General features: G+C 70.3%; 19 protein-coding genes. 10 read left to right on the top strand and 9 right to left on the bottom strand.

Annotated elements, in window-relative coordinates:
• The first annotated feature begins 13 nt into the window (after window positions 1–13).
• Both QNI14_RS13675 and QNI14_RS13670 read left to right on the top strand, forming a co-directional pair.
• On the top strand, window positions 14–4,717 hold the full coding sequence (locus QNI14_RS13675; RefSeq protein WP_283717182.1) for an ATP-dependent helicase: 4,704 nt from the start codon (window positions 14–16) through the stop codon (window positions 4,715–4,717).
• Window positions 4,718–4,776: 59 nt separating this feature from the next.
• Window positions 4,777–5,550: a DNA-formamidopyrimidine glycosylase family protein gene (locus QNI14_RS13670; protein ID WP_283717181.1), complete on the top strand. Its 774-nt coding sequence runs from the start codon at window positions 4,777–4,779 to the stop codon at window positions 5,548–5,550.
• 7 nt (window positions 5,551–5,557) lie between these two features.
• On the opposite strand, the gene QNI14_RS13665 is transcribed toward QNI14_RS13670, so the two are convergent.
• Window positions 5,558–5,854: a putative quinol monooxygenase gene (locus QNI14_RS13665; RefSeq protein WP_283717180.1), complete on the bottom strand. Its 297-nt coding sequence runs from the start codon at window positions 5,852–5,854 to the stop codon at window positions 5,558–5,560.
• A complete protein-coding gene (locus QNI14_RS13660; protein ID WP_283717179.1) occupies window positions 5,854–6,465 on the bottom strand; it encodes a YitT family protein in 612 nt (203 codons plus the stop codon). Before QNI14_RS13660 ends, QNI14_RS13665 begins: the two co-directional genes overlap by 1 nt.
• A gap of 100 nt (window positions 6,466–6,565) precedes the next feature.
• Here QNI14_RS13660 and QNI14_RS13655 point away from each other — a divergent pair, with 100 nt between their 5' ends.
• The 4 genes from QNI14_RS13655 to QNI14_RS13640 are packed head-to-tail and all read left to right on the top strand — an operon-like array spanning window position 6,566 to window position 9,075.
• Window positions 6,566–6,973, top strand: a complete 408-nt coding sequence (locus QNI14_RS13655) for a transferase (RefSeq protein ID WP_283717178.1) — start codon at window positions 6,566–6,568, stop codon at window positions 6,971–6,973.
• A 29-nt stretch (window positions 6,974–7,002) separates the two neighbouring features.
• Window positions 7,003–7,533 (top strand): thermonuclease family protein, encoded by a 531-nt coding sequence (locus tag QNI14_RS13650; RefSeq protein WP_283717177.1) that lies wholly within the window; start codon window positions 7,003–7,005, stop codon window positions 7,531–7,533.
• Between the two features lie 20 nt (window positions 7,534–7,553).
• A complete protein-coding gene (locus QNI14_RS13645; RefSeq protein WP_283717176.1) occupies window positions 7,554–8,294 on the top strand; it encodes a LysR family substrate-binding domain-containing protein in 741 nt (246 codons plus the stop codon).
• 55 nt (window positions 8,295–8,349) lie between these two features.
• Window positions 8,350–9,075, top strand: coding sequence for a glutamine amidotransferase-related protein (locus QNI14_RS13640; RefSeq protein WP_283717175.1), 726 nt, complete (start codon window positions 8,350–8,352; stop codon window positions 9,073–9,075).
• 4 nt (window positions 9,076–9,079) lie between these two features.
• Here the strand turns inward: QNI14_RS13640 and QNI14_RS13635 are convergent, their stop codons facing one another.
• The 7 genes from QNI14_RS13635 to QNI14_RS13605 all read right to left on the bottom strand — a co-directional run bounded on the left by QNI14_RS13635 (window position 9,080) and on the right by QNI14_RS13605 (window position 18,508).
• Entirely contained in the window at window positions 9,080–9,883 is an 804-nt protein-coding gene (locus QNI14_RS13635; RefSeq protein WP_283717174.1) for a tryptophan-rich sensory protein, read from the bottom strand.
• Window positions 9,880–11,592 (bottom strand): malto-oligosyltrehalose trehalohydrolase, encoded by a 1,713-nt coding sequence (gene treZ, locus QNI14_RS13630; protein WP_283717173.1) that lies wholly within the window; start codon window positions 11,590–11,592, stop codon window positions 9,880–9,882. The genes QNI14_RS13635 and treZ overlap by 4 nt, the downstream gene beginning before the upstream one ends.
• The gene (gene treY / locus QNI14_RS13625) at window positions 11,589–13,937 is read right to left on the bottom strand and encodes a malto-oligosyltrehalose synthase (RefSeq protein ID WP_283717172.1); all 2,349 of its coding nucleotides are present in this window, start codon (window positions 13,935–13,937) and stop codon (window positions 11,589–11,591) included. The genes treZ and treY overlap by 4 nt, the downstream gene beginning before the upstream one ends.
• A gap of 17 nt (window positions 13,938–13,954) precedes the next feature.
• A complete protein-coding gene (glgX, locus tag QNI14_RS13620) occupies window positions 13,955–16,165 on the bottom strand; it encodes a glycogen debranching protein GlgX (RefSeq protein WP_283717171.1) in 2,211 nt (736 codons plus the stop codon).
• Between the two features lie 95 nt (window positions 16,166–16,260).
• Window positions 16,261–16,770, bottom strand: a complete 510-nt coding sequence (locus tag QNI14_RS13615) for a glutaminase (protein ID WP_430539289.1) — start codon at window positions 16,768–16,770, stop codon at window positions 16,261–16,263.
• Window positions 16,767–17,471, bottom strand: a complete 705-nt coding sequence (locus QNI14_RS13610) for a GTP pyrophosphokinase (RefSeq protein ID WP_283717170.1) — start codon at window positions 17,469–17,471, stop codon at window positions 16,767–16,769. Before QNI14_RS13610 ends, QNI14_RS13615 begins: the two co-directional genes overlap by 4 nt.
• Window positions 17,472–17,494: 23 nt before the next feature.
• Window positions 17,495–18,508, bottom strand: coding sequence for a LacI family DNA-binding transcriptional regulator (locus tag QNI14_RS13605; RefSeq protein WP_283717169.1), 1,014 nt, complete (start codon window positions 18,506–18,508; stop codon window positions 17,495–17,497).
• A gap of 152 nt (window positions 18,509–18,660) precedes the next feature.
• On the opposite strand from QNI14_RS13605, the gene QNI14_RS13600 reads away from it, so the two are divergent.
• Genes QNI14_RS13600 through QNI14_RS13585 form a run of 4 tightly spaced genes read left to right on the top strand, consistent with a single transcriptional unit; the run spans window position 18,661 to window position 24,152 of the window.
• Window positions 18,661–19,947: an ABC transporter substrate-binding protein gene (locus QNI14_RS13600; protein ID WP_283717168.1), complete on the top strand. Its 1,287-nt coding sequence runs from the start codon at window positions 18,661–18,663 to the stop codon at window positions 19,945–19,947.
• Window positions 19,948–19,949: 2 nt separating this feature from the next.
• Complete coding sequence (locus tag QNI14_RS13595; protein WP_430539288.1) at window positions 19,950–20,966, top strand: carbohydrate ABC transporter permease; 1,017 nt, start codon at window positions 19,950–19,952, stop codon at window positions 20,964–20,966.
• An 8-nt stretch (window positions 20,967–20,974) separates the two neighbouring features.
• On the top strand, window positions 20,975–21,850 hold the full coding sequence (locus QNI14_RS13590) for a carbohydrate ABC transporter permease (protein ID WP_283717167.1): 876 nt from the start codon (window positions 20,975–20,977) through the stop codon (window positions 21,848–21,850).
• A gap of 1 nt (window position 21,851) precedes the next feature.
• Window positions 21,852–24,152, top strand: a complete 2,301-nt coding sequence (locus tag QNI14_RS13585) for a beta-xylosidase/alpha-l-arabinosidase (protein ID WP_283717166.1) — start codon at window positions 21,852–21,854, stop codon at window positions 24,150–24,152.
• Window positions 24,153–24,204 lie beyond the last annotated feature (52 nt).

Genomic DNA, 24,204 nt, shown 5'->3' with positions numbered 1-24,204 from the left:
CGAAGATGGGGTGATGTCGGACGTGCTCGAGCGGTTCGGTCCTGCGACGCAGGACTGGTTCCGTAGCGCCTTCGCGGCACCGACGAACGCGCAGGCCGGCGCCTGGCAGACGATCTCGGCCGGCAAGCACGCACTCGTGGTCGCGCCCACCGGCTCCGGCAAGACCCTGTCGGCCTTCCTCTGGGCGCTCGACCGCATCTTCCACGACCGCAGCGCCGAGCCCGCACCTCCCGCAAACGCCAAAAAGCAGCGATCGGATGCCGCCGGCCCGCGCACCCGCGTCCTCTACATCTCGCCGCTCAAGGCGCTCGGCGTCGACGTCGAGCGGAACCTCCGTTCCCCGCTCGTCGGTATCGGACAGTCCGCCCGCCGGCTCGGGCTGCCCGTGCCCGACATCACCGTCGGCGTCCGTTCGGGCGACACCCCCTCCGCCGACCGGCGCAAGCTCGTCGCCGACCCGCCGGACATCCTCATCACGACGCCCGAGTCGCTGTACCTGATGCTCACGTCGCAGGCCTCCGAAACGCTGCGCGGCATCCACACCGTCATCGTCGACGAGGTGCACGCGGTCGCCGCGACGAAGCGCGGCGCGCATCTGGCGGTCAGCCTCGAGCGCCTCGATGCGCTGCTGGAGACACCGGCGCAGCGCATCGGGCTTTCGGCGACGGTCCGGCCGATCGACGAGGTCGCCCGGTTCCTGGGCGGCGCGGCGCCGGTCGAGATCGTCGCGCCGAAGGCGAGCAAGGCGTTCGACCTGTCGGTCGTCGTGCCGATGGACGACATGACCAATCCCCCGCCCCCGCCGGGTGCGCCCGAAGAGGAGCCGGCAGCGGAGGAGGACGACGACGGTGACGGCGACTGGTACACGCCGCCGCAGTCGACCGAGATGACCGGGTCGGTCTGGCCGCACGTCGAAGAGGCGATCGTCGACCGGATCCTCGCGCACCGCTCCACGATCGTGTTCTCGAATTCGCGTCGCCTGGCCGAGCGGCTCACCGGGCGGCTGAACGAGATCTACGCCGAACGGGTCGGCGTCGATGTACCGGAGCAGACCGTACCCGCACACACGATGGCGCAGGCCGGAACCTCGTCGGGCGTCGAGGCGATCCTCGCGAAAGCGCACCACGGGTCGGTGTCGAAGGAGCAGCGCGCACAGGTCGAGGACGAACTGAAGTCGGGCGTCCTCCGCTGCGTCGTCGCGACGAGCAGCCTCGAGCTCGGCATCGACATGGGCGCCGTCGACCTCGTCATCCAGGTCGAAGCCCCGCCGTCGGCGGCATCCGGGCTCCAGCGCGTCGGACGAGCAGGCCACCAGGTCGGCGAGGTCAGCCGCGCCGCCCTGTTCCCGAAGCACCGCGGCGACGTCCTGCACACCGCGGTCGTCACCGAGCGGATGCTCGCCGGGCAGATCGAAGCGATCGCCGTGCCGCAGAACCCGCTCGACATCCTCGCGCAGCAGACCATCGCGGCCTCGGCCGTCGACACCCTCGACGTCGAGGGCTGGTTCGAGACGGTCAAGCGCTCCGCACCGTTCCGCACCCTGCCGCGCTCCGCCTTCGAAGCGACCCTCGACCTGCTCGCGGGCCGATACCCCTCCGACGCTTTCGCCGAACTCCGCCCGCGAGTGGTGTGGGATCGGGATGCCGGGACCGTCACCGGCCGCCCCGGCGCGCAGCGCGTCGCGGTCACGAGTGGTGGCACGATCCCCGACCGCGGCCTGTTCGGCGTCTTCATCTCGGGCGAGACCCGCAACGCCCGCGTCGGTGAACTCGACGAGGAGATGGTCTACGAGTCGCGCGTGGGCGATGTCTTCACGCTCGGTACGACGAGCTGGCGCATCGTCGAGATCACGCACGACCGCGTCAACGTGCTGCCCGCCTACGGGCAGCCCGGCAAGCTCCCGTTCTGGCACGGCGACGGCCTCGGCCGTCCGGCAGAGCTGGGTGAGGCGCTCGGCAAGTTCTCGCGTGAGCTGTCGGGGGCGAAGCCCGAGAAGGCCGTCGAACGGCTCCGCGAATCCGGACTCGACGACAACGCGATCGGCAACCTGCTCGCGTATCTCGGCGAACAGCGCGAGGCGACCGGCAGCCTGCCGACCGACAAGACCCTGACCGTCGAACGCTCGCGCGACGAGGTCGGCGACTGGCGCGTCATCCTGCATTCCCCGTACGGCATGCACGTCCACGCGCCGTGGGCATTGGCCGTCAACGCACGGATCCGGGAGCGCCTCGGGGTCGAGGGCGCGGCGGTCGCGAGCGACGACGGGATCATCGCCCGCGTACCCGACACCGACGCCGAACCACCCGGCGCCGAGCTCTTCGTGTTCGAGCCCGACGAGCTCGAGCAGATCGTCACCGACGAAGTCGGCGGCTCCGCGCTCTTCGCCTCGCGCTTCCGCGAGTGCGCGGCCCGCGCGCTCCTGCTGCCGAGACTCAACCCGAACAAGCGGTCGCCGCTGTGGCAGCAACGGCAGAAGTCGGCGCAGCTGCTCGAGGTCGCGAAAGAGCACCCGACCTTCCCGATCATCCTCGAGACGCTCCGCGAGGTGCTCCAAGACGTCTACGACCTGCCCGCGCTCCTACGTCTCACCCGCTCGATCGGCGACCGCCGCGTCCGCCTCGTCGAGACCACGACGACCTCGCCGTCACCGTACGCGCGCGATCTGCTCTTCGGGTACGTCGGCGCGTTCATGTACGAGGGCGACTCGCCGCTCGCCGAACGCCGCGCCGCCGCGCTCTCGGTCGACCCGGCCCTGCTGAGTGAACTCCTCGGCAAGGTCGAGATGCGCGAACTCCTCGACCCCGAGGTCATCGCGCAGTACGAACGCGAGGTGCAGCGACTCGATCCGTCGCGGCGGGTGCGCGGCCTCGAAGGCGTCGCCGACCTGCTCCGCCTGCTCGGACCATTGGATGCCGCCGAGGTCGCCGAACGGCTCGAGGGTGAGGTCGATGACAACGCGGCATCAGCTGAGGAAGGCACCGCGACCCCGGCGCCGCCTGCGACCGAAGCCACCGCCGCAGGACACCTCGAGGCGCTGATCGACGCGCGACGCGCGATCCGCGTCACCGTCGGCGGTGTCTCGCGCGTCGCTGCCATCGAGGACGCAGGGCGCCTGCGCGACGCACTCGGCGCGGCACTGCCCGTCGGCATCCCGACGGCGTTTCTCGAGCCCGTCGCCGATCCGCTCGCCGACCTCGTCGCACGGCACGCCCGCAGCCACGGGCCGTTCCGCACCTCCGACGTCGCGACGCGCCTCGGCGTCGGCACGGCGGTCGCTCGCCAGACGCTCCAGCGACTCGAATCGCAGGGGCGCCTGTCGAGCGGCTTCTTCCTCCCCTCGGACGGCTCCCGCTCCGATGACCTGGAGTGGTGCGATAGCGAGGTGCTCCGGCGCCTTCGGATGCGCTCGCTCGCAGCGATCCGCGGCAGCGTCGAGCCCGTCGAACCCACGGCGCTCGCACGCTTCCTCCCCGCATGGCAGCACCTGACGCGGCCACTCGAGGGCATCGACGGCGTCCTCGCCGTGATCGAGCAGCTCGCGGGCGTGCCGCTGCCCGCGAGCGCCTGGGAGTCACTCATCCTGCCGGCGCGCGTGCGCGACTACTCCCCCGCGTTCCTCGACGAACTGACGGCGACCGGCGAGGTGCTCTGGTCGGGGCACGGCTCGCTCCCGGGTCGCGACGGATGGGTCGCGCTGCACCCCGCCGACACGGCGTCGCTCACCCTGCAGGTGTCCGACGTCGAGCCGACCGCGTTCGAACAGTCCCTCCTCGACGCCCTCGCCGCCGGCGGCGCCTACTTCGCGGGGCAGCTCGTCGGTCTCTCGGGTGCCGAGAACGAGCAGTCCGTCGTCGAGGCCCTGTGGAATCTCGCCTGGTCGGGTCGCGTCACCAACGACACCTTCGCCCCGATCCGGAGCCTCCTCGGCGGCGGATCGCAGGCGCACCGCGTCACCCGCCGCACACCGCGCACCCGCATGTTCCGCGGCACCCCGCTCGCCGCCGCCGGCCGCACGGCACCGCAGCGTCCGCCGCTCGTGGGGGGCCGCTGGTCGCTTCTCCCCGAACCCGAAGCGGACGCCGCGCTCCGCGCGACCGCCACAGCGAGCCTGCTGCTGGAGCGGTACGGCGTCGTCACCCGCGGCTCGGTGCAGGCCGAGGGCGTCCCCGGCGGCTTCGCGCAGACCTACCGCGTGCTCGCCGGGTTCGAGGATGCCGGGCACTGCCGCCGCGGCTACTTCATCGAGAAGCTCGGCGCCGCGCAGTTCGCGACGTCGGCGACCGTGGACCGCATCCGCGAGTTCGCGTCGGTGCCCGAGCCTGCGCCGCGGCACGCACGCACCCTCGCGGCCACCGATCCCGCCAATCCGTACGGCGCCGCGCTGAACTGGCCGGCGCTCGAGGGCGTGAACCACCGCCCGGGCCGCAAAGCGGGCGGACTCGTCGTGCTCGTAGACGGCGCACTCGTGCTGTATCTCGAGCGCGGCGGCCGCACCGCGCTCGCGTTCACCGACGACGAGGACGTGCTGTCGGCCGCCGCGAAGGACCTCGTCGACACGGCCCGAGCGCGACGCCTCGACACCCTCACGATCGAGCAGGTGAGCGGCGCCTTCGTCTACACGACGCCGGCGGGGCGGGCGCTGCGCGATGCCGGGTTCGTCGAGTCGCCGCGCGGCCTCACGCTGCGGCGCGGGTCTCGGGAGCCGCAGCGTGCCTGAGCACGCGCGTGCCCGGGCGACGGACATGCTCGCGGAGCGCGTCGATCAGGCGGTGACAGATGCCTGAGGGCGACACCGTCTTCCGGGCCGCGCGACGCCTGCATGAGGGCCTCGCGGGGCGCGAGGTGACGCGATTCGAGGTGCGGGTGCCGCGCAGTGCCGTCGCCGACCTGCGCGGTGAGACGGTCCGCGAGGTCGTCCCCGCCGGCAAACACCTCCTCATGCGCATCGGCGAACACACACTGCACTCCCACCTCAAGATGGAGGGTCGCTGGCACGTCTACCGCCCCGGCCAGAAGTGGCGCGCGCCCGCGTTCCAGGCCCGTGCGATCGTCGGGACGGCCCCCGCGCTCGCGGTCGGGTTCGAGCTCGCGATGGTCGAGGTGCTCCCCACCGCCGACGAGGCGCGGGTCGTCGGCCATCTCGGGCCCGACCCGCTGTCGGCCGAATGGGATGCCGCCGAAGCCGCACGCCGCGTCGCAGCCGACGACCGCGCGATCCACGTCGCGCTCCTCGACCAGCGCAACGTCGCCGGGTTCGGCAACGAGTACGCGAACGAGTTGCTGTTCGTGCGCGGCATCCGTCCCACTGCCCTCGCCGCAGATGTCGACACCGTCGGGCTGATCGAGACCGGCGCGCGCATGATTCAGGCGAACCGCGACCGGCAGGGGCGCACCTTCACCGGTGACGCCCGACCCGGGCAGCAGACATGGGTCTACCGCCGCGAAGGCAAGCCGTGTCGCCGGTGCGGCGCACTCATCCGGAAGGACGATCTCGGCGCCCGCGCGACGAGCGAACGGATCATCTTCTGGTGTCCCGTCTGCCAACCGTGACGAACGCTCAGTCCCGCGGCATCCCCTCGATGCGATAGGCGCGCTCGATGCCGACGGTCGCGCGGCCCCACTCGCTCGCGGCGGTGCGCGCCTGGTGCGCTCGGAACGAGTCCGCATCGACGAAGATCTCCTCCACCGACCAGATGCGGCCGCCACCGATGGGTGTGACCTCGAAGAGCAGACAGCCGGGTTCGGCGCGGGTCGCCGCGATGTGGCCGTCGAGGTGCGCGCGGATCGCCGCGGCCTCGTCGTCGTTCCGACAGATCATGCGGCCGCTGAGGCGGACTCCTCCGATGTCGATCATCAGTGACCGATGTACCGACCGGGTCGGTGATTGAGGGCGAGAACGAGGTTGAGGATCACGGCTCCTGCGGCGCTCATGACGACGTTCGGCCACGGCACGACCAGCAGTGCGCAGAGCACGATGACGACGTCGAAGGCCATCTGGGTCCAGCCCGCGCGGAACCCGGTCGCATCCTGGATCACCAGGGCGATGATGTTGATCCCGCCGAGGCTCGCACGGTGCCGGAAGAGGATCAGCAGACCGATGCCCGCCAACAGGTTGCCGGCCAGGGTGCCGAAGATGGGCTCGAGTCGGTCGATGACGAGCAACTGCTCGATCACGATCGAGAAGCCCGAGACGAGGACGATGCACGCGAGCGTCCGCAGGGTGAAGTTCCACCCTTTCTTCCAGACCGCCAGAATCCCGAACGGCGCGTTCACGACGAGGAAGAGCACCCAGAACGGCCACCCGACCGCGTGGCCGAGCAAAAGCGACAGTCCCGCGGTGCCGCCGGTGACGGCAACGCTGGTGTCGAGCAGGAACAGGCCCAGCGACACCGTGAAGGTACCGGTCACCAGGCCGGTGACATCGTCGAGCAGCGAATGCGGCGCTGCGGGCTGTTCGTCGGTCACCGAACCATCTTCGTCGATGTTCGGCACCGGTCGGCGGGAATGCCATCCATTGAGGGGAATGGATCCGAATACCAGGCGTTGTAGTCATCGAGGAGGTTCCGTGGGTAAGAACTACATCGACATCGAGAACGACCGAGGCGAGACGCTGCGCTACCGCAAGCACGCAAACGGGCGAGGCTTGATCGCGAACGGCGCCAAGGTGCACCCGAGCGCGCTGGTCGAGGCGGGCGCCTACATCGAACCCGGCGTCCAGATCGGCCCCGGCGCGCGCATCGGGCGCGGCGTGTGGATCGAACCGGACGCGGTCATCGCCATGAACGCCGAGATCGCGCCGCACGCGCACATCGGCCCCGGCGCCGCGATCGGCGCAGGCGCCAAGATCGGCGTCCGCACCTTCATCGGCGCGGGTGCCCGTGTCGCAGCGGAGTCGCTCATCGGCGACGACGTGAACGTCGGCGACGGCGAATCCATCGCGACCGACCGCCGCGGCCTGCGCCTCGCGGCCTGACCGTCCGCACCCCTCGCTAGCATCGGGGCGTGCGCACGAGACGGCTCCTGTTCGGCGCGGCCGGCGCGCTGCTGATCGCGCTCCTCTGGATCGGCGCGGTCGCAGCGAACGCGCCGCGCGATGCTCCCGCTGACCGGGCGGCATTCACCGTGACGTACGTCTTCGACGGCGACACCATCGAGGCCGAACCAGCGGATGCCGCGGCGCGAGCCCTCGCCGGCACGGAAGATCCGGTCCGCATCCGCCTCATCGGCATCGACACCCCCGAGGGCACACCCGAACCCGAGTGCGGAGCAGATGCCGCACGCGAGCGCCTGGTGGAGTTGCTCCCGGAGGGGAGCCGCGTGAGCGCGGCATCCGATCGGGAACCTCGCGACCGATACGACCGTCTGTTGCTCTACCTGTGGGACGCCGACGGCGCGTTCGTGAACGCGACGCTCGTCGCCGAGGGGCACGCCGAAGCGCTCCGCGTCGAGCCGAACGTCGCGCACGCCGGCGAGTTCGACCGACTCGAGGCCGAAGCCCGTGCCGCGGGCGTCGGGCAATGGGGCGCGTGCTGACGCGGCCCTAGGCTGGTGGAATGGCAGCTGGTGGCATGGCAGCGGGCGGCAAGGCACAGCGGGGCGGCAAGCCGCGCCCCGCGAAGGGCGGCGCCGCGCGAAAGCCCGCGAGCAAGCCCGCGCCGAAGCGCCCGGCGAAGCCCGCGCCTGCACCGGAGCCCGCGCTGACAGGCACGTTCCGGCTCGGCGCGATCCCCGGAGCGACGCCCGGCAAGTGGATCGACACGTGGAAGCAGCGGATGCCGCTCGCCCCGCTCGATCTCGTCCCCCTCGAGATGGCGACCCAGCGCGATGCGCTTGTCGCAGGCGAGGTGGATGCCGCGATCGTGCGGTTGCCGCTCGACCGCGACGGCCTGCACGCGATCCCCCTCTACGAAGAGGTGACCGTGGTCATCTGCTCCGTCGACTCGCACCTCACCGCCGCTGACGAGTTGACCGACGCCGACCTTGCCGGCGAAGTGCGCATCGTCCCGCTCGACGACGTCCTCGACCTCGAGATCGCCGGCACCGAGGCGCCCCGCTTCGCGGCGCCCGCGACGACCGCCGACGCGGTCGCGACCGTGGCATCCGGTGTCGGCATCGTCGTCGTCCCGATGTCGCTCGCGCGCCTGCACCACCGCAAGGACGTCGAGTACCGCCCGCTGGTCGGGGCACCGGCATCCGCCGTGGCGCTGGCCTGGCCGGTCGACGGACAGACGCCGCTCGTCGACGCGTTCATCGGCATTGTCCGAGGTCGCACCGCGAACTCCTCACGCGCCTGACGCGGGGCGTCACACGGACTCGGCCGCGGTGCGTGCCCCGACCTAGAATCTCGGCATGGCTCCGCTCGTCTACCTCTGCGTGCGCCCGCAGATCGACGCAGCGGACGGCGAGTACGCGTCGTTCCTCGCGGCCATGCAGCTCGACGAGACCGGACTCGAGCGCTGGAACCTCGTCGACGACGACCTCCCCGCCGATGCGTTCACCCGCTGGCGCGGTTTCGTCGTCGGCGGCAGCCCGTTCAACACCACCGAAGCGGATGCCGCGAAGCCCGACGCGCAGCACCGCATCGAGCGCGGGCTCGGCGAGGTCGCGCGTGCCGCCGCCGCGGGCGAGACGACCGCGCTGTTCACCTGCTTCGGCATCGGCGTCGCGACCCGCACGCTCGGCGGCGAGGTGACGCGCGATTTCCCGGAGGACACCGGGCCCACCGGCATCCGTCTGACCGATGCCGGCCGCACCGACCGTCTCTTCGGCGCGCTCACCGAGGGGTTCACGGCGCTCACCGCGCACAAGGAGGGCACCGCTCACCTGCCCGACGGTGCGGTGCTGCTCGCGACGAACGACGACTGCCCGGTGCAGGCCTACCGCGTGGGTGACCGCCTGTACGCGACCCAGTTCCACCCCGAGCCGACCGGCGCGGCATTCACCGAGCGGATGACGATCTACCGTAACCACGGCTACTTCGAGGCGAGCGAGTACGACGCGGTCGCCGCCCGCGTGCTCGCGGCCGACCTCGATGAACCGCAGCGGCTGCTGCACACCTTCGCGCAGCGCTTCTGAAAGGTCAGCGGCGGGGCAGCTCGCCGCGTCGCCCGGTCGCCCACAGCGCGAGGGGGACTGCGACGACGATCGCGGCGGCGATCCACGCGGTGATCGCGACCGGCGTCGACTCGGGCTCGCCGCTGAAGCGGCCGACGCCGATCCAGATCAGGCCCCACGCTGACGCGAGCGCCGGGGCGAGTCGGCCGCGGGTGCCGATCGCCGTCGCGGCGGCGATGAGCACGACCGCGACCAGCACGGCGATGCCCCACACATCGGCGACGACCGACCACGACTCCGGCGCGACCTCGGCGGTGAGCCATGCCGTGATGTTCGCGACGGTCGCGAGCGTCACCCAGCCGAGATGCAGGCCGACCGTCACGTCGGTGAAGATCGACTCCGTGGCAGTACGGGGCGGATGCCGCACCAGCAGGCGCATGGTCGCGCCGAGCGCCACGAGGAGCAGCACGATCGTCAGCACTGTGAGCGGCAGCGTCGTGAACTGCGCCGCGAGCAGCCACGCACCATTGAGCACCGCTGTCACGGCGATCGGGTAGCCGATCCGGCGCTGGCGGTCGCTCGCACGCTGCGCGGGCAACGCCTGCCACACGGTGTACGCGAGCATGAAGAGGTAGATGAGGCTCCAGATCGAGAACGCCCGACTGGCGGGCGCGAGGATCGTGGCATCCGCAGCGAGGGCGCCGTTCTGCAGGTCCTGCACCGGGGTGCCACCGAACACGCCAGCGCCGAACATCGCGGCGATCACCATGAAGACGACCGCCGAGATCACAAGGCTCTGGCGAAGGATGTCGGATCGGGCCGCGCTCATGGCCCCACCACCGCGGCGGACTCGGGGGCGAGCACCAGTGAGGTGCCGTCGACGGTCGGCTCGGTCGTCGCGATCCAGACGTCGCCGCCGGGCACCGTCCACGGCTCGGCCGACAGGTTGACGAACACGCGGGCGTCACCGCGGTGCAGCACGTACCTCCGACCCGGACCGTCGACGACCTCGGCGTCGCGACCGCCGGGGCCGGGATCGGTCAGCTCGGGCCGCTCGCGGCGCAGTTGCGCGAGTCGCCGGTAGAGATCGAGCAGCGTCGCGTGGTCGCCGGCCGTCGGCTCCGACCAGTCGAGCTTCGAGCGCAGGAACGTCTCGGGGTCGTTCGGGTGCGGCACGATCGACTCGTCCCAGCCCATCTTCACGAACTCTGCCTTGCGACCTTTCGCGGTCGCCTCGGCGAGCTCGGGCTCGGGGTGCGACGTGAAGAACTGCCACGGCGTGCTCGCACCCCACTCCTCCCCCATGAACAGCATCGGCGTGCCCGGCGCGGTCAGCGTCAGCACCGCGGCGATCGCGAGCCGCTCCGGCGACAGCGTCGCGGTGAGCCGGTCGCCGGCGGCGCGGTTGCCGATTTGATCGTGATCCTGCGCGTAGGTCACGAGGCGCCATGATGCCGCGGCATCCGGTACCGGCTTGCCGTGGTCCCGCTCGCGGAACGACGAGTAGGTGCCGTCGTGGAAGAAGCCGTGCGTCCAGACCTTCGGTAGCGCCTGCGGGTCGGCGAAGTCCTCGTAGTAGCCGACCGTCTCGTCCGTGAGTGCCACGTGGACCGCGTGGTGCCAGTCATCGGACCACTGCGCGGCGAGGCCGTACCCGCCTGCTTCACGCGGCAGGAACATGACCGGGTCGTTCATGTCGCTCTCGGCGATGAGCGTCAGCGGCCGGCCGACGTGCGCGCTGAGCGCGTCGGCGCGTTCGGCGAGCTCCTGCAGGATGTGCGTCGGGTGCGACCCCGACTCGTGCAACGCGTGCACGGCGTCGAGCCGCAGCCCGTCGACGTGGTGGTCACGCAACCACATGAGCGCGTTCTCGACGATGTAGTCGCGCACCGGCTGCTCGTCGAGGTTGAGGCTGTCACCCCACGTGTTCCGCGACCCGGTCCGCAGGTACGGACCGAACTCGGGCAGGTAGTTGCCGCTCGGGCCGAGGTGGTTGTAGACGACGTCCTGAATGACGGCGAGGCCCGCCGCGTGCGCGGCATCCACGAAGCGCTGATACGCCTCGGGACCGCCGTAGGCCTCGTGGACGGTGTACCAGAGCACGCCGTCGTAGCCCCAGTTGTGGGTGCCGTTGAAGCCGTTGACCGGCAGCAGCTCGATGTGGGTGACGCCGACGTCGAGCAGGTGTGGGAACTTCGCGATCGCGGCATCCAAGGTGCCCTCGGGGGTGAACGTGCCGACGTGGAGCTCGTAGATGAGGCCGCCGGCGAGCTGGCGCCCGGTCCACTCGTCGTCGGTCCAGGCGAAGGATGCCGGGTCGTACCAGGCCGACGCCTCGTGCACGCCGCGCGGTTGGCGTCGCGAGCGCGGGTCGGGTCGCAGGTCGTCGCTGTCGCCGAGGACGAAGCCGTACTCGTCACCGTCCGCGAGCTCGAGGTCGGATCGCCACCAGCCGTCCGTCGCCGTCAGTTCGACGTCGTCGTGGCCGGGGCGGCGCAGCCGCACCCGCTCGACGTTCGGTGCCCAGACCTCGATCATGCTGCGTCTCCTCCGAGTGCATCGACCGGCGCGAGCAGCGCCACCGGGTAGTCGGCCAACAGTTCCGTCAGCGGCACCGCGTCACCGGTGAAGCGTCGCCCCGTGAGCAGGTCGACCGTCTCGCCGTGGTGACGCAGCAACGCCGTGTCGCCCCAGCCGCCGCGGGCTACGAGGCCCACGGGCAGGCGCGTCGCGACGGCGACGACCCCGCCCCGGTCGAACGCGACCGCGTGGTTGGCGGCTTCGCCCACGATCGTCATCGGCGTGTACCGCGTGAACAGCTCGGGACGGTCACGGCGCAGGCGCAGCGCGCGCAACGTGACGAGCAGCTTCGCGGCGCCGCTGTCGTCGATCGGCGGCACCCAGCCCCCGTCGATCCGCGTGAGGAGCGACCGGCGCTCGGCGAAGTCGACCGGCCGACGGTTGTCGGGGTCGACGAGCGAGTGGTCCCAGAGCTCGGTGCCCTGGTACACGTCCGGAACGCCGGGACCGGCGAGCTGCAGCAGCTTGAGCGCCAGCGAGTTCGACCGTCCCGCGGGGGCGATCTCGGCCACGAAGCGCTCGACGATGTCGCGGGCGTCGCCGAAGGCGGCATCCACCATCGCGTGCATCTGCGCCTCGAACGCCTCGTCGGGCGATGTCCACGACGTGCTGAGTCCGGCTTCGCGCGCAGCCTTCTCGGCGTACGCGTGCAGCCGCTCGGGGCTCGCCGGCCACGCACCGACGATCGCCTGCCACAGCAGGGTGTCGAGCGGGCCGTCGTCGGTCGAGGCGACCGCCCGCAGCTCGCGGAGCGTCTCGGCCCAACGCTCGGGCAGCTCCGAGAGCACCGCGAGCCGGGCGCGCACGTCTTCGCTGCGCTTCGTGTCGTGCGTCGACAGTGCGGTCATCGCCTGCGGCCATGCCGCCTGCCGATGAGCGGATGCCACGTGGAACGCGTCGACCCCTGCGGTCCAGTGCTGCGGGTCGCCGCCGACCTCGGTGAGCGAGGTGAGGCGGGTCCAGCGGTAGAACGTGGTGTCCTCCACGCCCTTCGCCATCACCGGACCGGTGAGCTGCATGAAGCGGCGGGTAAATTCGCCGGCCGGATCGCCCGTGAGACGGGCGGCGATCGTGCGGAAGACCGGCGCGAGGTCGGGGCGACGTTCGGACGCCTCGAGTACCGCCTCGTCGACGTGATCCACACCAGCCGGGAGGTACGCACGGTACACCGGGAACGCAGTGAGCAGCTCGGCGAGGGCCTCTTCCAACTCCACCTCCGGCGTGCCGTCGCGGTCGGCGACCGGAACGAGCGGCAGCAGTCGCAGCAGTTCGGCTCGGAGTCCGCCCCGCGCCCAGCTGCGCTTCGCCGTCTCGACGATGTCGTCGTAGTCCGGCTCCTCGCCGCCGCGCAGCTCGACGTCGAGCCGTGCGAGCGCATCTTCGCCGCGCTCGTCGTGCAGCACCCAGTCGAGCGCCGCCATCGCGTCGTACCCGGTCGTGCCGTCGGTCGCCCACCACGCGGGCAGCTCCTCGCCGTGTTCGAGGATCTTCTCGACGAGCACGTATGCGTCGCCCGAGGCATCCGCGAGCCGTTCGAGGTATCCGCCGGGATCGGCGAGGCCGTCCGGGTGGTCGATGCGCAGTCCGTCGATAAAGCCCTCGCGGATCCAGCGGAGGATCTCGACGTGCGAGGCGTCGAACACGGCCGGGTCTTCCACGCGGACGCCGGCGAGGGTCGTCACCGCGAAGAAGCGCCGGTAGTTGAGTTCCGCATCGCCGCGGCGCCAGTGCAGCAACTCGTAGTGCTGGCGCGCGAGCACGTCGGCGACGGAGCCGTCGCCCGTGCCGTCGGCGAGCGGGAGTTCGTGGTCGTAGTACCTCACGACACCGGCATCCGCGTCGATCGTGATCTCGCCGGCGGCGAGCACCTCGTCGAGCTCGGCGCCGAGGATCGGCAGTCGCACTCGGCCCCCGAGCGCCCAGTTGATGTCGAAGGCGGCAGCGTGCGGCGACGCCTGCCCCTGCCGAAGCACGTCCCACCACCATGGGTTCTCACGCGGCACGGCGACGCCCTGATGATTCGGGACGATGTCGACGAGGATGCCGAGCCCTTCGGCCCGCGCCGCGGCGACGAACCGGTCGAGGCCCGCTGCCCCGCCGCGCGCGGGGTCGACTCGCGTCGGGTCGACGACGTCGTAGCCGTGGTCCGACCCGCTCGTCGCCTGCAGCAGCGGCGACAGGTACGCCCAGTCGACGCCGAGGTCGCGCAGGTAGTCGACGAGCGCGGCAGCGTCGTCGAGGTCGAACGACGGACGGATCTGCAGCCGGTAAGTCGAGCGCGGGGCAGCCTTCGGTTCGGTCACGCGATCTCCCTCGATGGTCAGTGCGGCAGCTCAGCCGGCGGTGCCTGCGCGGGCGGGACGTCGATGGCTCCGGTGAGCGCCGCGAGCGAGGCGGCGACCGACGGGTCGGCCTCGACCACTTCCTCTTCGTGGTCGCGCAGCACGACGAGCGCCTTGCCGCCGACCGTCACGGTTCCGCCCGGGTCGATGACCGGCGCGTCCGCGGCGCGGCCCGCCGTGTCGACGATGAGCTCCCAGCGGGGGCTCGCGGTCGCCTTCGGGATCGTGAAGTCGACCGCGTCGTCGCCCGCGTTGAAGAACACGAAGAAGTGGCGGTCGTGTATCTCCTCGCCGCGGCGGTCGCGCTCGCGGATGCCGTCGCCGTTGAGGAACACGCCGACGGCGCGCCCGAAGCCCGAGTCCCAGTCCTCGGGCTGCATCTCCGAGCCGTCGGGCCGGATCCACGCGATGTCGGGGAGCGGCGAGCCCTCTTCGCGCCGCACCGGGCGACCGTCGAAGAAGCGCCGCCGCCGGAACGTCGGGTGGTCGCGACGCAGACGCGCGAGCACCGAGGTGAACTCGATGAGCGGCTGATCGATCGCCGACCAGTCGATCCAGGTGAGCTTGTTGTCCTGCGCGTAGCCGTTGTTGTTGCCGTGCTGTGTGCGGCCGAGTTCGTCGCCGTGCGAGATCATCGGCACACCCTGGCTGAGCAGCATCGTCGCGAGGAAGTTCCGCTGCTGGCGCGCCCGCACCCGGAGGATGTCGGGATCGTCGGTCGGGCCCTCCACGCCGTGGTTGTACGACCGGTTGTGCGACTCCCCGTCATTGCCGTCTTCGCCGTTGGCGTCGTTGTGCTTCTCGTTGTACGAGACGAGGTCGCGGAGCGTGAAGCCGTCGTGCGCGGTGACGAAGTTGATGGATGCCACCGGCCACCGTCCGTCCTGCTCGTAGAGATCGGCCGAGCCGGTGAGGCGGAGCGCGAACTCGCCGAGGGTCGACGGCTCACCGCGCCAGAAGTCGCGGACGGTGTCGCGGTACTTGCCGTTCCACTCCGTCCACTGGGGCGGGAAGTTGCCGACCTGGTAGCCGCCGGGGCCGATGTCCCACGGCTCGGCGATGAGCTTCACCTGGCTGACCACCGGATCCTGTTGCACGAGCTCGAAGAACGCCGACAGCCGGTCGACGTCGTAGAACTCACGGGCGAGCGTCGAGGCCAGGTCGAACCGGAAGCCGTCGACGTGCATCTCGAGCACCCAGTACCGCAGCGAGTCCATGATCAGCTGCAGCGTGTGCGGGTTGCCGACGTTCATGCTGTTGCCGGTGCCGGTGTAGTCGGTGTAGTACCGCTTGTCGTCGTCTTCGAGCCGGTAGTAGGCCGTGTTGTCGATGCCGCGCATCGAGAGCGTCGGGCCGAGGTGATTGCCCTCTGCGGTGTGGTTGTAGACCACGTCGAGGATGACCTCGATGCCGGCAGCGTGCAGGGCGCGCACCATCGCCTTGAACTCCTGCACCTGCTGGCCGACGCCGCCCGCGGACGAGTAGGTGTTCTGCGGTGCGAAGAATGCGATTGTGTTGTAGCCCCAGTAGTTCGAGAGGCCCTTGTCCTGCAGGGTCGAGTCGTTGACGAACTGGTGCACCGGCATGAGTTCGAGCGCGGTGACGCCGATCTTCTTGAGGTGGTCGATGACCACGGGGTGGGCGATCGCACTGTACGTGCCGCGGATGTCCTCGGGGATGTCGGGGTGCGTCATCGTGAGGCCCTTGACGTGGGCTTCGTAGATGACGGTCTCGGCGTACGGGGTCTTCGGCTGCCGGTCGCCCGCCCAGTCGAAGTACGGGTTGATGACGACGCCCTTCATCATCGCTGCGGCGGAGTCGTCGTCGTTCGTCGAGTCGGGGTCGCCGAAGGTGTAGCTGAACACCGACTGATCCCACTCGATCTGGCCGTCGACGGCCTTCGCGTACGGGTCGAGGAGGAGCTTGTTCGGGTTGAACCGCTGACCGTTCTCGGGGTCGTATGGACCGTGGACGCGGTAGCCGTAGCGCTGCCCCGGCTGGACCGAGGGGAGGAAGGCGTGCCAGACGAACGCGTCGACGTCGATCAGCTCGACGCGCGTCTCGGTGCCGTCGGCGTCGAAGAGGCACAGCTCGACGCGCTCGGCCCCTTCGCTGAACAGGGCGAAGTTCGTGCCGTTGCCGTCGAACGTTGCGCCCAGCGGATACGCGGATCCGGGCCATACCTGCATACGTGCTCCCCAGTTCGGTGAATAGCCACACTATCCAGGCCGCGTTTCCGGGCCGGGGCCCTTGACACGGCGTCCTCGCGCGGCAGGGGATCGGCTCAGCGCAACGACAGCAGATCGTCGAGGTAGTCCGCGAGCGGACGCGTCGCGCCCGCCGCGCTCCAGCGGACGTGCGGGACGCCCGCGACGAGGGACAGGATGCCGGAACGCTCACCACGGTCGACGGCCGCGGGGTCCAGCTCCTCCCACCCCAGATGGACGACCTCCCCTTCCGCGAAACCACCCCGGTGGGCTGCAGCCGCGCGGTCGGAGCGGGCACGCTGCGATTCGGCGGTGTACCCGCGTACCGCGTCGTGCCGTGCGCGCAGGATCTCCCCCGTCGCGAACACCCGGTCATCGCCGATGAGCAGCACGCCCACATGCCAGGCGTCGGTGACTGGCACGATGCGCGGGGCCCGACCCAGTCCGAGCAGGCGCCGGGATGCCGCCCAGTCGCCCAGTCGCTCCCGTGGCGATCCGACCAGCCGCTCGCGTGCAACGCTCAGGATCGCGTCGGTCGTGGCATCCGTCATCGTTCCATTGTCGACCCGTGTGAGCCGCAGCGTCATACGAGGATCGTCGCGCCCGCACCCTCGCCATCGTGCTGCGGGGGCTGCCCGCCGCGGATCTCACGGTGGAGCCGCTCCATCCGCGCATCCAGCTCGGCGGCGGTGTCCGCGGCATCCTTCAACCCCGCCAGAAGATCGGCCGGGACCTGCCGTTCGTACTTGTAGTAGATCTTGTGCTCGAGGCTCGCCCAGAAATCCATCGCGATCGTGCGGAACTGCACCTCGACCGGAACGTCCACTCGACCGGTCGAGAGGAACACCGGCACCTCGACGATGACGTGCAGACTCTTGTAGCCGTTCTCCTTCGGCACCGCGATGTAGTCCTTGACCTCGCGCACACGGATGTCGTCCTGCGCGGTGAGGAGGTCGAACAGCCGGTAGGCGTCGGTCACGAAGCTGCAGGTGATGCGGATGCCCGCGATGTCGGTGATGCCGGAGCGGATCGACTCGAAGTCGGGGTCGATGCCCTTGCGCTGGATCTTCTCGACGAGGCTGTCGGGAGTCTTCACCCGACTCGAGACGTGCTCGATCGGGTTGTAGTCGTGCATCTCGTGGAACTCTTCGCGGAGGATCGAGATCTTGGTCTCCACCTCCTGAAGCCCGAAGCGGTACTCCATGAGGAAACGCTGGAACTCGTCGCGCATCGCCCGGAGGGATGCCGCCGACACGGTGATCTGCTGCTCGTCGAGCGGGGTGGGCATGGCTCCGACGGTACGGGGGCGGCCTACGAGGGTGCTGTGAGCAGCGGTGGGGCGGTCGTGGCGCGCGGAACGAGCGCCGTGGGCAGGCGGAAGTGGGTCTGCTCCGGCGTGCCGCCGCCCATCAGTTCGAGGAGCAGAGTGACGGCCTCGGCGCCGAGACGCTGCATCGGCTGGCGCACCGTGGTGAGGGCCGGGGTCGCCTGCGACGCGTCGGGGACATCGTCGAAGCCGACCACGGAGAGGTCGCGAGGGACGGACAGCCCGTGTTCGTGCGCGACGCGGACGACGGTGAGGGCCGACACGTCGTTTGCGGCGAACACCGCAGTGGGGCGGTCGTGGCGACGCAGCAGCCGTGTCGCCGCTTCGCGGGAGATGTCTTGGTCGTAGCTCCCGACGCCCACCAGGGTGCTGTCGAACGGGATGCGGGCGTCGTCGAGGGCACGGCGATACCCGCCTTCGCGAAGCATCGACGACCGCAGGTCGGGACGGCCGGCGACGAACCCGATGCGGCGGTGGCCGAGCGAGATCAGGTAGGCGACCGCGTGCCGCGCTCCGGCGAAGCTATCGGACTCGACCGTCGGCAGATCGGCCGGCCCGGTGTGCGGGTCGATCGCGACGACCGGCACATCGGCGGACACGTTCACCACCGTGGGAGTGACCATGATGACCCCGTCCACGAGCGTGCCGCTCAGGCGGCTGAGCGAGCGGCGTTCCCACCCCTCGCTGGAGACCTGTCGCGACCCGCTGTAGGCGAGCAGATCGAGGCGCGAGTCGCGGAGGGCGGCGCCGACGCCTTTGAGGACCTCCGCCGAGAAGGGCTCGAAATCGGCCACGAGCACACCGACGACGCCTGTCTGTCGCGCGCGCATGCTGCTGGCGACGAGGCTGGACTCGTAGCCGAGCTCCTCGACGGCGGCCAGGACGCGCTGCACCGTCGCGGGCGCCACGCCGTATCGACCGTTGACCGCCTTGGAGACCGTCGCCACCGAGACGCCCGCCGCGGCGGCGACGTCGTGGATGGTCGCGCGCTGTCGCATGGCGTGAAGCGTAGCGCGATGGAAAACCTTTTCGAAAACGTTTGACGTCGGCGGCAACAATTCCGACACTGGGACCGACCCGACGCGCACTGTCGGGACCATCGCACGCTCAACGGAGGAGCCGTGCACTCAATGAGGAGATTGGTGATCACATGAGGACCAAACGGTTCGCAGCGGGGGCAGCCGCCTTCGCAGCCGCAGCACTCGTGCTGAGCGGGTGCGCCCCGGGCGGAGAGAGCACGGCCGGCGGCGACGTGGAGATGACGCTGTGGCAGAACTCGACGACCGGGCCCGGCCAGCAGTTCTGGAAGGACGCCATCGCAGCGTTCGAAGAGGAGAACGACGGCGTCACGATCAAGATGCAGTCCGTCCAGAACGAAGACATGGACGGCAAGCTCCAGACGGCGCTCAACGCGGGCGATCCGCCCGACATCTTCCTGCAGCGCGGCGGCGGCAAGATGACCGCGATGGTCAACGCCGGCCAGCTGATGGACCTCACGGACCTCATTTCGGATGACATCCGGGGCGAGATCTCCGAGGGTTCGTTCGCCGCAGAGACGTATCAGGACAAGGTGTGGGCGATGCCCCTGTCGGTTCTGCCCGGCGGCTTCTTCTACAGCCAGGACGCCTTCGACGCGGCGGGCATCACCGAGAACCCCGCCACGATCGACGACCTCAAGGACGCGGTCGGTGAACTGAAGGGCAGCGGCATCGCACCCATCGCCCTCGGCGCGAAGGACGCATGGCCGGCGGCGCACTGGTACTACTTCTTCGCCATCCGCGAGTGCAGCCCCGCGGTGATCGAGGAGACCGGCGACTCGAAGGACTTCAGCGACGAGTGCTGGACGCGTGCCGCGGACGACCTCATCGACTTCGCGGAGACGGAGCCCTTCAACGAGGGCTTCCTCACCACCGCCGCCCAGCAGGGAGCCGGCAGCTCGGCCGGCCTCATCGCCAACCGCAAAGCCGCGATGGAGCTCATGGGCGCCTGGAACCCCGGTGTGATCGCATCGCTGACCCCGGACGAGAAGCCGCTCCCGGACCTCGCCTGGTTCCCGTTCCCCGAGATCGACGGCGGTGACGGCGAGCCCGGCTCGATCATGGGTGGCGTCGACGGCTACTCCTGCGCCGCGCAGGCGCCGAAGGAGTGCGCCGACTTCCTCAACTTCATCGCGAGCTCCGAGCAGCAGAAGGCGTACTACCAGGCCTTCCAGTCGCCGCCGGTCAACTCCGTTGCACAGGAGGACGTCACCGAGCCCTACCTGCAGCAGATCCTCGAGGCGTACAACAACGCTCCATTCGTGTCGCAGTGGCTCGACACGGTCCTCGGCCAGAACGTGGGCAACGCGCTCAACGTCGCGGTCGTCGACCTGCTCGCAGGCAACAGCGACTCGGGCAAGTTCATCGAAGCCGTGACCGCGGCAGGCGCGCAAGGCTGAGTATGGACACCCGCGAGATGTCCGACACGGACGCATCCCATCTCGCGCAGCACGACGGGGGCGGCATCACGCCGCCCCCGTCCGTGCCGCGAGTACGCCGCAAGCCGCGCGGTCTCGGCTGGGCGGGGCGCCTCGAGGTGCTGCTGCTGGCCGGACCCGCCGTGGTGTTCTTCCTGGGCTTCGTCATCCTGCCGGTCGCCATGGCGGCCTACTACGGGTTCTTCCGCTGGTCCGGGTTCGGCCCGGCGACGGAATTCGTCGGTCTGCAGAACTACATCACGATCTTCAGCGACCCGAACTTCCAGAGCGCGCTCGCCCACAACGGCTTCATCGTCCTGATGTCGATCGTCCTGCAGGGACCGATCGCCATCCTCCTGGCGCTGCTGCTGAACCGAAAGATGCGTGGCCAGTCGGTCATCCGCGTCCTGATCTTCGTCCCCTACGTCATCGCCGAGGTCGTCGTCGGCACCGGGTTCAGCCTCCTGCTGTCGACCAACGGCGCCGCCAACGGGATGCTCGACAAGCTGGGCCTGGGCGGCCTCGCGCAGGACTGGCTCGCCGACCCGTCGATCGCTATCTGGACCCTCATGGCGATCCTGACGTGGAAGTACGTCGGGTTCGCCGTCATCCTCTTCCTCGCCGGGCTCCAGGGCATCCCCGAGGAGCTCTACGAGGCGGCCGCCATCGACGGCGCCTCCTACTGGCAGATCCAGCGCCGCATCGCGTTGCCGCTGCTCGCCCCGACCCTGCGGATCTGGGCGTTCCTGTCGATCATCGGCGCACTCCAGCTGTTCGACCTCGTCTACATCATCTGGGGGCAGTACGTCTCCTCCGTCGCCGGCACCAACACGATGGCGATCTACATGGTCGTGACCGGCCGCAATGCCGGCAACTTCGGCTACGGAAACGCCGTCGCCGTCGTGATCTTCGTGATCTCCCTCATCGTCGCGCTGATCTACCAGCGCTCCGTCCTCCGCCGCGACACCGCCGGTGCCATCACAGAGAGGGGCGTTCAGTGAGCGCCACCATGACCTTGACCACGGCCCCACCGGCAGGCGCCGCCCCGCGCCGCGCACCGCGGCAGAAGCTGCCGTGGGGCTCCCCCGCCGTCTACTTCGTCGCGCTCGTCGTCATCGCGCTCATGCTCGGACCGGTGATCTACATCATCATCGGCGGCTTCCGCTCGAACTCCGCGATCACTGTGGACCCGGCCGGGTTCCCCGACCCGTGGAACATCGACAACTACGTCGGCGTCATCACCAGCGGACAGTTCTGGGGCCAGGTCGGCAACTCGACGCTCGTCGCCCTCGCGACGACCGTCGGCGCCGTGGCGCTTGGACTGGCCGCCAGCTACGTCATCGCGCGGTACAGCTTCCGAGGCCGGGGCGTCCTCTACGCGCTCTTCGCCGCCGGCCTGATGTTCCCCATCACCGTCGCGATCACGCCGCTGTACATCGTGGTGCGCTCGCTCGGACTCATGAACACCCTTCCGGGTGTCATCCTGCCGCAGATCGCGTTCGCACTGCCGACGACGATCATCATTTTGGTGCCGTTCCTGCGCGCAATCCCCGACGAGATCCAGGAGGCCGCGTATCTCGACGGCTGCGGACGCCTGTCGTTCTTCTGGCGCATGGTGCTGCCGTTGGCCGTCCCGGGTGTCATCACGGTGGGCATCCTCGCCTTCATCGGCAGCTGGAACGCCTACCTCCTGCCGCTGTTCATCCTCAACAACGAGGCGCAGTTCACCCTCCCCCTGGGTGTGCAGGCGTTCTCCTCGCAATACTCCGTCGACACCGCTCGCGTGTTGGCGTTCACGTCGCTGTCCATGCTCCCCGCTCTGGTCTTCTTCAGCCTGTTCGAGCGGCGCATCGTCGGCGGTCTCACCGGCGCAGTGAAGGGCTGACATGACCGATTCCCTGACGCAGGGCTCCGCGCGCGTGCGCGACCTGCTCGCACAGATGACGCTCGACGAGAAGGCCGCGCAGCTCGTCGGCTACTGGGTCGACCAGGGCGGCGAGGTCGTCGCCCCACTCGCCGATGAGATGGTCACGACCACCCGTTACGCCGATGCCACCGCCCACGGGTTGGGGCACCTCACCCGCGTCTACGGCACCCGCGCGGTGGACCCCGTCGAGCGCGCCGGCTGGCTCTGGCAGGAGCAGCGTCGCCTCAAGGCGGAGACCCGTCTCGGCATCCCCGCAATCGTGCACGAGGAGTGCCTGACCGGACTCGCCGCGTGGAAGGCGGCGACTTTCCCCACCCCACTCGCATGGGGGGCGTCATTCGACCCCGAACTGGTCGCCGAGATGGCCGAGGCGATCGGCGCGTCCATGCGCGAGCTCGGTGTGCACCAGGGCCTCGCCCCCGTGCTCGACGTCATCCGCGATCCACGGTGGGGACGCGTCGACGAGTGCATCGGTGAGGACCCGTACCTCGTCGGCACCGTCGGCACGGCCTATGTCCGCGGCCTGCAGTCGAGCGGGGTGGATGCCACGCTGAAGCACTTCGTCGGGTATTCGGCGTCGCAGGCGGCGCGCAACCACGCGCCCATCCACGCCGGTCCGCGCGAGCTCGCCGACGTCTTCCTGCCGCCGTTCGAGATGGCGCTGCGTGACGGCGGAGCCCGCTCGGTCATGAACTCCTACGCCGAGATCGACGGCGAGCCAGTCGCCGCGAGCGGCCACTACCTCGGTGACGTCCTGCGGGGCTCGCTCGGGTTCGCCGGCCCCGTCGTCTCGGACTACTTCTCCGTCGCATTCCTGCAGTCCACCCACGGTGTCGCCGCAGATCTCGGCGAGGCGGCGGAGCTGGCGCTGCGCGCCGGCATCGACGTCGAGCTGCCCACGGGAGACGCCTACGCCGCGCCGCTGCTGCAGCGCGTCCGCGACGGCATCCTCGACGAGTCCGTTCTGGACCTCGCAGTGCTGCGCGTCCTGGAGCAGAAGGAGCGGCTCGGGTTGCTGGATGAGACCTTCGACACGGCGCCGACGGAGATCGACCTCGACGCGCCGCGCCACCGCGACCTCGCCCGGCGGCTCGCGGCGGAGTCGGTCGTGCTGCTGTCGAACGACGGGGTCCTGCCCGCTGCGCCCGTCCGCCGCATCGCGCTCATCGGGCCGAACGCCGACTCGTCGGACGCGCTCATGGGCTGCTATTCCTTCGTGAACCACGTGCTCGCCCATCACCCCGGCACGCCCGCGGGCATCGAGATCCCGACCCTGAAGGACGCGCTGCGCGCGGAGTACCCGGATGCCGCTGTCGAGACCGTCGCCGGCTGCGACGTCGAAGGCGATGACCCATCCGGCATCGCCGAGGCCGTCGCCGCTGCCCGGGGCGCTGAGCTGACCGTCGTCGTCGTCGGCGACCGCGCAGGCCTGTTCGGCCGAGGCACGGTCGGCGAGGGCAACGACGTCGACGACCTCGAGCTGCCCGGCGTGCAGCGACAGCTCGTCCAGGAGGTCATCGCAACGGGTACGCCTGTCGTTATGGTCGTCCTCTCCGGTCGCCCGTACGCCATCGGGTGGGCTCTCGACGGCGTGGAGCGCCCGGCCGCCGTGCTCCAGGCCTTCTTCCCCGGCGAAGAGGGCGCCGACGCCATCGCCGGCATCGTGTCCGGCCGGACCGTCCCCTCAGGCCGCCTCCCGGTATCCCTCCCGCGGTCCGCCGGCGCCCAGCCCTTCACCTACCTCCACCCGAAGCTGGGCGGTCGCAGCGACATCACGAGCGCCGACCCGACCCCGGTCCGTTCGTTCGGCTTCGGTCTCAGCTACACGACGTTCTCGCACGAAGACATCGAGGTGGCAGAGCAGTCCGCCACGACCGACGCTCTCACCGTGTCGGTCACGGTGCGCAACACCGGCCGCGTGGCCGGCGCCGACGTCGTGCAGCTCTACGGCCACGACGTGGTCGGCAGCACGACGCGGCCCGTCGCGCAGCTCCTCGCGTACCACCGCATCACGCTCGGCGCCGGCGAATCCGCGCGTGTGCGGTTCGAGGTCCCGGCATCCCGATTCGCCTACGCCGGGCGCGACGCCCGCCGCGCCGTCGAGCCGGGACGCGTCGACCTGTGGGTCGGGCCGTCCAGCGCGGACCGCGAGACGGTCGCGTCGGTGGAGTTCACCGGCCCCGTGCATGTCATCGATCGGGACGAGCCCCGCATCGCGACGGCCGACGTGGTGACGCTCGTGGGCGCGACGTCCGCATAGTCCTCGAGAACCACAAGGGCCCCCGCCGTTCGCACGGCGGGGGCCCTCCTGG

The organism is Microbacterium dauci (assembly GCF_030065535.1).
Classification (GTDB): Bacteria; Actinomycetota; Actinomycetes; order Actinomycetales; family Microbacteriaceae; genus Microbacterium; species Microbacterium dauci.
Note: the sequence above shows the minus strand (reverse complement) of the source record. Positions and strands in the feature narration are given on the sequence as shown.

Excerpts from the sequence above, each read along its gene's own strand:
- QNI14_RS13675 (WP_283717182.1), top strand. The coding sequence starts at position 14 with ATGTCGGACGTGCTCGAGCGGTTCGGTCCTGCGACGCAGGACTGGTTC.
- QNI14_RS13670 (WP_283717181.1), top strand. The coding sequence starts at position 4,777 with ATGCCTGAGGGCGACACCGTCTTCCGGGCCGCGCGACGCCTGCATGAG.
- QNI14_RS13665 (WP_283717180.1), bottom strand. The coding sequence starts at position 5,854 with ATGATCGACATCGGAGGAGTCCGCCTCAGCGGCCGCATGATCTGTCGG.
- QNI14_RS13645 (WP_283717176.1), top strand. The coding sequence starts at position 7,554 with ATGGCAGCTGGTGGCATGGCAGCGGGCGGCAAGGCACAGCGGGGCGGC.
- QNI14_RS13640 (WP_283717175.1), top strand. The coding sequence starts at position 8,350 with ATGGCTCCGCTCGTCTACCTCTGCGTGCGCCCGCAGATCGACGCAGCG.
- QNI14_RS13635 (WP_283717174.1), bottom strand. The coding sequence starts at position 9,883 with ATGAGCGCGGCCCGATCCGACATCCTTCGCCAGAGCCTTGTGATCTCG.
- treZ (WP_283717173.1), bottom strand. The coding sequence starts at position 11,592 with ATGATCGAGGTCTGGGCACCGAACGTCGAGCGGGTGCGGCTGCGCCGC.
- glgX (WP_283717171.1), bottom strand. The coding sequence starts at position 16,165 with ATGCAGGTATGGCCCGGATCCGCGTATCCGCTGGGCGCAACGTTCGAC.
- QNI14_RS13615 (WP_430539289.1), bottom strand. The coding sequence starts at position 16,770 with ATGACGCTGCGGCTCACACGGGTCGACAATGGAACGATGACGGATGCC.
- QNI14_RS13610 (WP_283717170.1), bottom strand. The coding sequence starts at position 17,471 with ATGCCCACCCCGCTCGACGAGCAGCAGATCACCGTGTCGGCGGCATCC.
- QNI14_RS13605 (WP_283717169.1), bottom strand. The coding sequence starts at position 18,508 with ATGCGACAGCGCGCGACCATCCACGACGTCGCCGCCGCGGCGGGCGTC.
- QNI14_RS13600 (WP_283717168.1), top strand. The coding sequence starts at position 18,661 with ATGAGGACCAAACGGTTCGCAGCGGGGGCAGCCGCCTTCGCAGCCGCA.
- QNI14_RS13595 (WP_430539288.1), top strand. The coding sequence starts at position 19,950 with ATGGACACCCGCGAGATGTCCGACACGGACGCATCCCATCTCGCGCAG.
- QNI14_RS13590 (WP_283717167.1), top strand. The coding sequence starts at position 20,975 with ATGACCTTGACCACGGCCCCACCGGCAGGCGCCGCCCCGCGCCGCGCA.
- QNI14_RS13585 (WP_283717166.1), top strand. The coding sequence starts at position 21,852 with ATGACCGATTCCCTGACGCAGGGCTCCGCGCGCGTGCGCGACCTGCTC.